We start from the raw sequence: 8,749 nt of genomic DNA, 5'->3' as shown, positions 1-8,749 counted from the left end.
TATACGTATAGTGGTTCCCACATGTACCGTATAGTGGTATGGGTGAGTATGTACCAATTCACAATTTTGTGACTGTGCTCACATGTACCATATTTATTTTGATATGGTCTTGTGTGTACCGTTATTTTTGCTATACTATAAACATGTTCAGATATGTACCAAATTAAATAAAGGTGAGAGTATGGAAAAGAAAGCAGGCGGACGAGGTAATAAAATCGTTGACTTAAAAAGTGTAACTGAAATGGCAATTGATGAAATGCAAGCGTTCAGGGCTGATGGTAAGACTACCCGTGAAATCAACCAAGCAGAAAAGCGGTTAGCAAACAAGGTGTTAAAGGAATTGCGCGGAACTGATGGAAGAAAAAACATCACTCAGTTTATCAAGGTGGAAACCTTTAACCGCTACGTTACCAGAGTCAGAACAAAGATTAGAGAGGCTGGGTTTACCAATCCTGCATATGAAAATAAGCTGTCTGGTATTGCTGATAAGCACCCAGAACATTCAGACCGAATCAACGGGATTTTAGCTCTAAACTACTACAGCGCTAAGGCTGAATTAAAGGTCTTCATCCAAGAGGTTAAGGATACTGAGTCAACGGACTTGAAAGCAAAGAGAAAGAATCTTAGCGAAAGATTAACTAAACAGTGCCTAAATGAAATTGACCCAAAAATCTTATCTCACCTAGTGCGTAGTGAGGATGAGCACAAAGAGAAAAACAGCCTTGCTGCTGAGCGAGTAGAACGCTACCAAGATGCTGATCTAGACCGTGTGTACGACTACAAAGAGATCGTTTCTCTAATCCCTGAATTACTAACTACATCTACTGCTGGCGATGGATGGCAAAAAGTGGCTCTGGGTGTGGCTCTCGCTACGGGCCGTAGAAGTTATGAAGTGTTCTACTTGTCTTCATTTGAGGCAAAAGCCGGAAGAAAGATCAAGGTTACTGGGTTTGCAAAGAAAAAAGCAGGTGAGTATGAGCGAGAGTCAGTAACTATCCCATGCTTAGCCGACCCTAAGCTGGTGGAAGAGACAGTAGATCGCCTACGCTCCTGTGAACGAATTGCCTCTTTAATCTCACGAATTGACCAAGTTGATAGCAACGATGAGAAAAACGAGATCTTAAACAACTCAGTCCATAAGCAAAGCAACGACTGTGCAAGCCGTGTCCTTGGTGAGCTGATTAGCACTACTGACGGCAAAGCGGTTTTAAAATGGACGGAGGGAGGCAAGCGAGCAACTGGGGTTGCGTTCAAATTAAGTCGCGACCTGTATGTTAATTGCGCCTATCAAGAATATGCAGCTAATGGCGGCAAGGTAAAACAAGACAAATTTATCCGAGATAGTCTTCACCACGTCGACATCAAAACAGCAAACAGCTACAAAAAACTGCATTCAAAAGATGATGTAACGGCAAGTGAAGTTAAGCAGGCTCAAAAAATTAAAGCTGAGTTTAAAGATATGAGTGGTGAGCGAGTTCAAAAGCTCGAAGAACTGGCAGCAACAAAAGCCATTGCCGAGAAAAAAGCGTTCATCAAAGCTATGGAGTTCGTAATTGATCAAGTTAAGGCTGATTTAACCTACACGGTATCGACTTACAACCTACGTAATGCGATCCCAAGCGAAACATCCAAGTCAGGTTTTAAACCTGTAATCCGTCCAGCTCTAATTGGTGAGTTCGTGAAGCTAATCCAAAAGGCTGAATTAGACCAACCGATGTAAAAAAGGAAAACCCCTAGTATTGCGACTACTAGGGGTTCAGACAACTAACACACTAGATAGAGTATTTAACATGAAAGTTGATGTGGCAGAGATTATTATCTTTATCGCTAAATCTCAAATCTTATCAAGCAAACAGAAACAAAATCTCGCAACTCAGGTTGCAAATTATCTAGCCTTGAATGGCATTCATTAAGCAATAAAACTGGCTGGTGGTTTGTTCAAAACTACCAGCACAAAAAATACAGCCTTCTCCCCATGTTACTGGGACATTTTCTGGGGTGTTACTGGGACACTTTTTTAGGCGTTACTGGGACACTTTTTTTATGTTTCTGAGGTCGGTTTTCATCCTAGAAAAGACTGGGAAAGGTGATCCACTTTAGACCTCTGGAATATATATACAGAATCGGCAAGGTGGATCACTTTTATCTTGCTCTGAACCTTTAAAATCAAAAACTTATCTTGAATCTGTAATCCAGAGTCAGGTTCTGACTTTAAACAAACTACCAACTCAAAAAACACAATCGATAAGGGTCGGGTGGATAATGCCCGTGGTTGTTCCTCAGAGTTTTACCAAATCAAAGAATAATGCCGCTTGCGGCATGGAGCGTAGCGGAGACGCTCTTTACGTCCTCCCCGAGCGCTCAGGAGCCATTTTCGCGTAATGCTGAGCTTACCACGCCAGATACACTCCCCCGCGCCCTGCTAAGCCGGAGCGGAGCGACTAGAGGCACTGAACGTATAGCGAGTGCATTTGTATAGAGCTTTGCTGTTGGACTATCAGAGTGTTCCAGTTCTGTTCCGGTTCTGTTCCGGTTTTGTTCCGGTTTTTATGTTTTATAAGTTATTGATTTTATTGGTTTGTTCCGGATGTTCCGGATGTTCCGGTTTTGTTTTTGATTTGCAGTACAAAAAGTTTTGTATATAGAGAAATTCATACGTTTTATACGGAACAAGCGGAACATCCGGAACTTATCTTATTTATCAACAACTTACATTTTGAACTTTCCGGAACTGTTCCGGAACATTCGGAACATCAAAACCGGAACACCGGAACAAAAGGTAAAAAAAAGCCCCTGCTAATAGCAGGGGCTGTGGTTAGAGGTTAAATCTTGCTCAACTGGATGGGGTGTTTTCTGATGACCCCTCTGGCTTCCATAAGTGTTTCAATAACTATCTCAGCCATTTCTTCAGAAATTACAGCTCCGGGTTGCACAGCATGAATGACTAATTCAAGTTTTCCGATTAGCTGAGCGCGTTGTTCTCTGGTAATATTTTTAGTATCCATTCGTATAGTCCTTATATGCGTATTGGTAGGCTAGTGAATGGCTCTGACCAGCCTTCACTAGCTGTTCTCTTAAAATTCTATTTCTGTGTTGAGATATTGGCAGAAGCTGCTTCTAACATCATTAAGTGGTGGGACTTCCCACATCCATTCTGGACTACCACTTATCCTTTGTTTCACCTTTCTGAAATTCAGTTTTTTAAGCAGGTGTCCAAGTTTTCTGGATACATCGCCCCAAACTTCAAGATGCTTTGTTTCTAACCATGCTTCAACATTGGTTGTAAGTGTTGAACTTAACTCTCTTGCAGGCCATTGCCCACCAGTCAGTTGTCCGTTCTTTAAACATGAATAAAACCAGCGTTCTAGAGGGTCAAGGTTATCTAATTTTTGTTCACCAAGAGCTTTTGTTTGTGGAACTCGTCTTGGGTTGAAATTGCTAATATCTCTTTCTAATAGGAATTGGAGAAGTTGACCTGTGAATTTTGGATTATCAATAACTTGTCTTAATGCTTCAAAATAGTCATGGTCTTGCTTTCGTTCTTCGCTGACTTCTAAATAAAGGTATCGGCGTTCATCTTTTTCTATGCTTACAATATTTTCGTGGTTTGAAGCCATGATAAGGCGAGAGAAGCTAGGAACCATTATCGAATCTACGCCCTTACGTTCAATTTTTGCTGTTTTTTCTGTAATCATGCCTTTTAGTTGGTCAGTATGTTTTTTACTGCCTGCAAAAAATTCATCAGCGAAAATTAGTACTTTGTTTTCGAGAAGGCTGTTAAAGCGTCCAACCACTTGAGATTGCTCTGTTAAATGAACAAAGTGGGCGCTTATGATTTTACCTATTGGATCAACAAAAGTACCTTTACCCGTACCTTGTCCTGCTTTTAGAACAATTGCTACTTCTGGTTTTTCTATAGGTTTTTGAACCATATGAGCAAGCCAGTTTAATAGGTATTCATAACAGTTCTTATCTGCATTACAGATAATTAGTTCGAGGTGAAGGAGGTAGGCTCCAATATCAATGAACTCGTATGGCATAGGTGAAGCACCTAATCCAAAATATGAGTTTAATTTTCCATTAATATAATGTTTGTCGATTGGATAGAAAGTAATGCCTTTTGTACAAAGGTTTGCTTTGCCGCTTTTCAACCATACATCAGCCACGGGTTTTATTTTTTCGTCCATGGTTTTTGTATAACCTGTCAGAACTTCGCTCTCATGGCTTAGCATGTCCTTGAACTCGCGTACCGTGAAAAACTCAAGGTATGGTTGGTCAAGTGAGTTGCTGCTAGTTCTAACAACGTAGTTCTTACCGTTGCTTATAACGTGGGTAAATGTTTTGTTGAGATGGTTGATACGCTGATTGATACGCTCTTGAATTTCGAGATCGTCAAGAATTTCACGTCTTGCGCGTAATTGAGTTACATTATTTGTCATAGAGCACCCCATCAATACCTATTGGTATTAAACGGGCGCAATTATACTGAGTTGTATTTTTCATAAGGACACGCCGTTGTAGTTTGTTGGCGAGTGATTAAGTCGCCTGTTTAAAAAATATTAATAGGAACTAAACAGGATTGCAAGCATTTGCGTAAAAACGAAAAAACCCACAATCCGGCGTGAATTGTGGGTCTTTCGTAGATGCTGTTTAGAGTCGGTAATCAGCCTACTCACATCTAAAAATCAGTGCTGGTGCACATATCTAATTATGATGTGTCCGGAGTGTAAAATCAACCTAACGCCGCTTGTTTATTAGGCTAACCCGCTGCTTTTAATGGATGATTTAATGTTATCGATGCTTCTAGATGCATGGGTATTGGTATTCATTGCTCCTTCAACCTTGGATAGTTGATTGTTTAAATTCTCTTGTTCCTCTTTAAACAAAGAGTTAATAAGAGCTTCTTCTACTGGTTTTCGGTCGAATCGTTGGCTTGTCTTTAAGTTGTTTTGGTCTATTGATAACCAAGCCTTGAGCCTGACTGCATCATTATTGCTAATGTCGAGTTCAATCATGCGAACGCTAGACTCTCCCTTAGTGATCCACATGGTTATATCTTGTCGGGCTTCTAGTACCTTGAACGGGTCTAGTTCTGAGTTTAATGCTCGCTTCTTCAAGTCATACATCTTGTCTTGGATGGTGCATCGAAGGTCGTTTAGATCCTCCCATCGATTGGGTGCGCTGATGTTTTTTATCTCCTCAGCCAGTTCTTTAACTTTAGTTTTAATTAGCTCTAGGTTGTTTTGACATTGAGCTTTTGACTCGTGTAGTTCTGCGATAATTTGATCGCACTGTTGCATTACGTTCATGGATTATTCCTTTGTTGGTTGGTGGGGCTCAGAATTAAATGGGTCCTTCTGAGCACCCGGACTCTCCACGGGGTACACACCTCGCAGAAAACCTCTCACTTTTAATTTTTCTTTGAATTTTCTGGTTTCCGGTTTCCGGTTTAAAAGAACCCTTAAGCCCCCGTTATTTCAGGGGTTACGGTAATTTCTTTAGCGGAAGTCTTGGAAGATGGAGTGGATGCGACCACGGTCGCAATTGTTGTTTGCGACCATGGTCGCAATTTATTTTTTACTTGTAGCCGTGCTGTCTAACTCCAAGTTTGTTGGCGATATAACTTAGGTATGGCCCGCTTTCGTTGGCATCTTTCATCATGATATTAATGACCTTTTCGTTGTCATCCACTTGATAATGTGTTCCTTGAGGAGCTTCATTTATTATTACTGTCCAAGGTTCGGACTGTTGTTTTTGGGGCGCGTCGGTATTCATTGATGGCATTTTAGATCTTGGCATGCGTTCTTCTAGCCGTTTGATGTCTCCATACATTAGGTCTATCCGCTTGGCTGATTCGTTTGTGTAAACGCGTTCACCTTTGTTTAACAGCCAAGTACCTTCTGTTGGTATTTCGCTGATGCCATTATGAGCCATACCTGCAATGGCCTGTCCCATGATCATCCCTGCACTGGCAGCAGACATCATTCTGATTGTTCCTGCCATGCCTGCACCAGCAATTGGGCCAAGACCGATAGGAGGCAAGGACATTGCAGCCATTGCAGCAACTTCACCTTGAATATAAACCTGAGCAGCAGCCATCGCTTTCTGGGCAAAGAAAGCAGCTTTCTGAATGGCAGAGCCTTCTTTGGCGGTTTGTTCAATAATTCCTAGTGCTTGCCCGGCAACTTGCATTTTCATGCCTAAAACGTGGGCTTCTAAACGCTTTTCAGTTTCGGCGCGTTGCCGTGCTGCTTGATCAGCCTTTCGAGTTTTCTCGTCCTCCTTACGTGCGAATGCTTCAAGCTCTCGCTGAATAGCTTCATCTTGCTTGAGCTGGTGCTCTTCTTGCGCTGTTGCGTAGAACTCTTTTTCTCGCTCCCGGTATTCAGTTTTTAACGCATCCATGGTTTCAAAGCCTCGGCGCGTTAATTCTTGCTCAGAGATCTGGAGGCCCTCAATATCACGTAGGCGCTGTTCATGAGATAGTTTTAGCTTTTCTCTTTCATTGGCGTATTGGTTGTCTAACGCTGATAGTTTTGAACCACTGGAATTCTGATTATCACTAGAGCTAAAGGAAGGCAATCCACCAGCGCCAGCTATATTGAGAGATGGTTTCTTTGGCGGTTTATCACCCCGGTTTAATCCTAAAACCTGATCTTCATACTGACGTTGGTATTTATTAATGGTGTCGCTGTAGGTCTCATAGCTTTTCCGCAGCTTTTCAACCTTGGTTGTAGCCTGTTGAATTTTGTCCTCAAAACCAGCGTTAGCTAGGTGCGCTTGAGCCGCTATGTCAGATGATGCTCTGCTTTGGATTTGTTTTAATTGCTGCAATGCTTTTTCGGCTTGCTCTAGTTCAATTCTGGTTGAACGAGCATCCTCTCGAGCATTACCTAGTTTTCTGAGTATTCCATCTTGTGTCTTTGGAGAGTCGCCCAAACTATCGAATAGAGAGCCCCAGTAGGACACTGAGTAAGAAACCTTGTCAGTTAACCAGTCGATTTGATCTCCAGCGCCAACAACAGCAATAGAAAATGACTTTTGAAGTTTTAAGGACATGTCCTCTAACTTCTGATCCATTTGCTTAAATTTTTCGATGTCATATTCTGACATTGCAACATTTAAGTCTTGGTATCTATTGGTAAGCTCGTATAGTTTTTTGCCATTATTTTCAAGTAAAGGGCTTAAAGCTGATGCATCATTCGCTATTGATTCCAAATAGAATGTTTGTTGCTTCATTGGAACGTTAGCTTGGTCCATTGCATTTTTGACTGCTACCAATGCTTCCGGACCGGATAAGCGCTGTAGTTCCTGAACGGTTAAACCTACTTTTGGGGCTATTTGTTCAAAAAAGTCTTTAAACTCACCTCCACCAGTAGCAGCGTAATCCCCCAACTTGTCGTTTACGTCTTTGAGGATGTCAGCCATCTTGTCGCCGCTGATGCTGTATTGTTCAGACGCATAAGATAGAGCCTGTATCTGTTCGACAGATATTTGAGCTACGGTAGACATTCGCTCAACTTCTCTGGCTTGTTGGGCGCTTTTTCGGACAAGATAAGCGCTAGCAGTTGCCATTGATCCCATCCCAGCGGTTACCATTCCTGCAACTCTTAGTGATGTTTCTCCTATGCTTTTGAATTCCCCTCCTGCAGTGGATAGTCGCTTGCTCAATCCGGCCGTAGAATCATTGGCTGCTGAGGCTTCTTTGGTATATCCCCGCAGCATTTTTTTTGCGTAATCCACATCTTTCTGAAACTTGGCAGAATCAGCATTGAAGCGGATATTAAAATCAGCAATTTGTGTCATGGTGGTTTCTCATTAAGGAATAAAAAAAGGCGTCTCATTTGAGACGCCTTTTAATGTGTTGTTGGCTTTTTAGGAGAGAATGAATCTCTCATCCTAATTAGGTTGGGTTTATCAAAAATGACCTCTCGTCCGACTTGGTAAGAGATTATTCGTGTATCTCCGTCCCTATGCAGTCTTAAAAGGTGCCGCTTACTTACCCCAGTAATGCTAGAAGCCTCTTCGGCTGAGCACCCGGTTAGCTGCATAGTGATCATTGCTTTCTTTAGGTGTTGGCTTAACCTGCTTGGGTCTTGGCTCATTTGCTTTGTCCTCTGGTGAATTTCAGGTATAAAAAAAGCCCGCCTTTTGGCGAGCTTTCATGTGTTGTCTGGGTGTCGGTTGCAATTTCTGCACTCTAGGGAAATGCTACCCTGAGTATGGGACATTTGCAATTAATTACCTATATATTGAATGTTTTTTTGTTGATTGACACTACATATAGTGTTAGATTGAATTTGACCGCTAAACCAAACCGCCACAGAACTACTAGATAGTCAGGCGGTTTTTTATTACCTGCTATTTGTGATATATCAATACTGATAATTCCTCTCTTCCGCCTCCACAAGCCTGTTGTTACTAGGTATCTTCATTTCCATATAACTTTATAGGAAGTAGCTCATACTATGCTGTGTACCGCTTTCTGGCTGGTCGTTTACCCCCATCCACCAGCATGTAGCACTTAGGTTTATCCGGTGTTTTATGTTAATCACGGATACTGGTCGTTTCTATTAATTTTAATTTTAGTCACAGCAAATAACCACAATAGCCCTAAATGGTACACACCGGAACAACACCCACTCACATGTTGTGACATTTAAAAACGGTACATGTTAACCCATACAATCATACGGTACATACTCACCCATACCACTATACGGTACATGTGGGAACCACTATACGTATA

General features: G+C 41.7%; 6 protein-coding genes. 2 read left to right on the top strand and 4 right to left on the bottom strand.

What is annotated here, in order from left to right:
* The first annotated feature begins 181 nt into the window (after positions 1–181).
* Complete coding sequence (locus tag ACED45_RS23285; protein WP_371715134.1) at positions 182–1,720, top strand: protelomerase family protein; 1,539 nt, start codon at positions 182–184, stop codon at positions 1,718–1,720.
* A gap of 70 nt (positions 1,721–1,790) precedes the next feature.
* Positions 1,791–1,913, top strand: coding sequence for a hypothetical protein (locus tag ACED45_RS23280; RefSeq protein WP_371715133.1), 123 nt, complete (start codon positions 1,791–1,793; stop codon positions 1,911–1,913).
* Positions 1,914–2,822: 909 nt separating this feature from the next.
* Here ACED45_RS23280 and ACED45_RS23275 read toward each other — a convergent pair.
* The 4 genes from ACED45_RS23275 to ACED45_RS23260 all read right to left on the bottom strand — a co-directional run bounded on the left by ACED45_RS23275 (position 2,823) and on the right by ACED45_RS23260 (position 7,806).
* On the bottom strand, positions 2,823–3,005 hold the full coding sequence (locus tag ACED45_RS23275) for a hypothetical protein (RefSeq protein WP_371715132.1): 183 nt from the start codon (positions 3,003–3,005) through the stop codon (positions 2,823–2,825).
* Positions 3,006–3,074: 69 nt separating this feature from the next.
* Positions 3,075–4,439: a primase-helicase family protein gene (locus ACED45_RS23270; protein ID WP_371715131.1), complete on the bottom strand. Its 1,365-nt coding sequence runs from the start codon at positions 4,437–4,439 to the stop codon at positions 3,075–3,077.
* Between the two features lie 315 nt (positions 4,440–4,754).
* Complete coding sequence (locus ACED45_RS23265) at positions 4,755–5,309, bottom strand: hypothetical protein (protein ID WP_371715130.1); 555 nt, start codon at positions 5,307–5,309, stop codon at positions 4,755–4,757.
* A gap of 268 nt (positions 5,310–5,577) precedes the next feature.
* The gene (locus tag ACED45_RS23260) at positions 5,578–7,806 is read right to left on the bottom strand and encodes a hypothetical protein (RefSeq protein ID WP_371715129.1); all 2,229 of its coding nucleotides are present in this window, start codon (positions 7,804–7,806) and stop codon (positions 5,578–5,580) included.
* Between the last annotated feature and the right edge of the window lie 943 nt (positions 7,807–8,749).

It is taken from the genome of Vibrio crassostreae (genome assembly GCF_041439375.1).
Classification (GTDB): Bacteria; Pseudomonadota; Gammaproteobacteria; order Enterobacterales; family Vibrionaceae; genus Vibrio; species Vibrio crassostreae_D.
This window is presented reverse-complemented; position numbering and strand designations above follow the sequence as displayed.